This window comes from Clostridium sp. OM05-5BH, from assembly GCF_003481505.1.
In the GTDB taxonomy this organism is placed as follows: Bacteria; Bacillota; Clostridia; order Lachnospirales; family Lachnospiraceae; genus Otoolea; species Otoolea fessa.
Map to the genome: position 1 here is coordinate 1 of NZ_QULJ01000026.1, position 1,547 is coordinate 1,547.

3 protein-coding genes and 1 pseudogene are annotated in these 1,547 nt (G+C 39.4%); 3 read left to right on the forward strand and 1 reads right to left on the reverse strand.

The window, feature by feature from the left end; genetic code table 11:
• From DXB70_RS13895 to DXB70_RS13905, 3 genes are all read left to right on the forward strand, one after another.
• A partial coding sequence (locus DXB70_RS13895; protein WP_118673490.1) for a TnpV protein occupies positions 1-342 on the forward strand: 342 nt, incomplete at its 5' end.
• 48 nt (positions 343-390) lie between these two features.
• Positions 391-771, forward strand: coding sequence for an Imm50 family immunity protein (locus tag DXB70_RS13900; RefSeq protein WP_113993291.1), 381 nt, complete (start codon positions 391-393; stop codon positions 769-771).
• Between the two features lie 24 nt (positions 772-795).
• On the forward strand, positions 796-1,128 hold the full coding sequence (locus DXB70_RS13905) for a hypothetical protein (protein ID WP_113993290.1): 333 nt from the start codon (positions 796-798) through the stop codon (positions 1,126-1,128).
• Positions 1,129-1,224: 96 nt separating this feature from the next.
• Here DXB70_RS13905 and DXB70_RS14475 read toward each other — a convergent pair.
• Positions 1,225-1,547: pseudogene (locus DXB70_RS14475) on the reverse strand (transcriptional regulator); the annotation flags it as partial.

A 1,547-nucleotide genomic window follows, 5' to 3' on the forward strand; every position in this document is an offset into this window, starting at 1 on the left:
ATTGATTATATCCTTGTCGGAGATTACTACATCCCAGATTTGAAACTGCCAGAAGAACACCGCCCCATCGGAAAGTATGGACGGATGCACCGGGAATATTTGAGAGAAGTCCACCCAGCCAGATTGAACACATTGATATTGACCGGAGAGCTATGGACATATCTTGCAGACCTGAACGAACAGGCACAGGAACGGTTAGATACCATCATGGAGCAGATGAAAGCTGCCGAGGGCGTGACCGAAGAATTAAAGCGTACCCATCAAATGGAATGGGTGCAGCGTTGCAATAACATTCACAATCGGGCAGAAGAAATTGTTTTGCATGAGATGATTTATGCATAACGGTATGGTAGAATGATTATGACAAATCGTTGTTTGTGGAGGTAAGGTATGTGGTATGATGGAATAGACAGAAACACTTTCATCAAACAAATTTACACAAAAGTCCCTGAATTGCTGAACGTCAGAATAGATGCTATTTCATTGAAAAGAGATGGTACCGAAGTATCTGTGGTTTTTGATATGCCAGTTTATCCAGACAATCCTCCTGAAAAATGGAATGGTAACAATACTGTTTCTATTGAAATTTCTTTTTTCGTTATTTCAGAGTTCAAACTGGAGATGAAGGATAGATATATGTACGGAAATATTGACATTTTTTCACATGAAAGCAAAATAAAAATCGTTGTAGATGGATCGATATTATGCTCTTTTGTAGCCGAAGCGGCTGTTATCCAGAGAATGAGCGCATACATAGATACAGAAATATAAATTAGAAATTTGGAGGGAAGAAATATGCAGACGATTATTGTGTTGTTAAATCCAGGAATGCTTGAAAATGCTGATTTGGATTTGAGATATCGCATACCAGACCGTATCGAAGAGGTATCAAATTCCTTGATACAAAGCAATGGATATGATTATATAGACACAGAGGACGGGGAACCTGGACCATTGATGGGTATTTGGTTGGAAACTGAAAATGCACATAAAAATTGGCATATAGTAAGGGATTTGTTTCAAAGGGAAAAATTTATAGGAAATGATTTATCTTTGTCGGCTCAGATATATATTTCCGAAAAAGATACTGACGATTTAGAAAACTGTGTACTTGTTTTTCCTGAATAACAATTCCAGCTTGTCATTCTGAAAATTTAACTGAATAACCACAGCACGAACCGCTGCTACATGGAAGCTAACAAACCATGCAACAGCGGTTTTTCTTTATCGTTTTTTCCTCTGGCTGATAGGCGTTCCCATTTTCTTTGACTTTTTGAGAATCCGAATTAGCCAGCGAAATTCTTCATCTGACAGATTTTTATAGTTGATACCAAGCTGTTTGCAGTAAAGGACAACGAGCTTTTCATCCCGGCTACCCTTGAAGTTTTCGACCGCTTCCAGATTTTCTTTCAGTTCATCGGCAACGGTGGTCTGGGGTGCACTTTCACTGTCCTTTTTGTGGGCTTCTCGAATATCCCGGATAATGAGGTTGAGGTCATCCCGTACCATGTGACTGAAATATTCATCATCGCTGATATGGGCGGCTT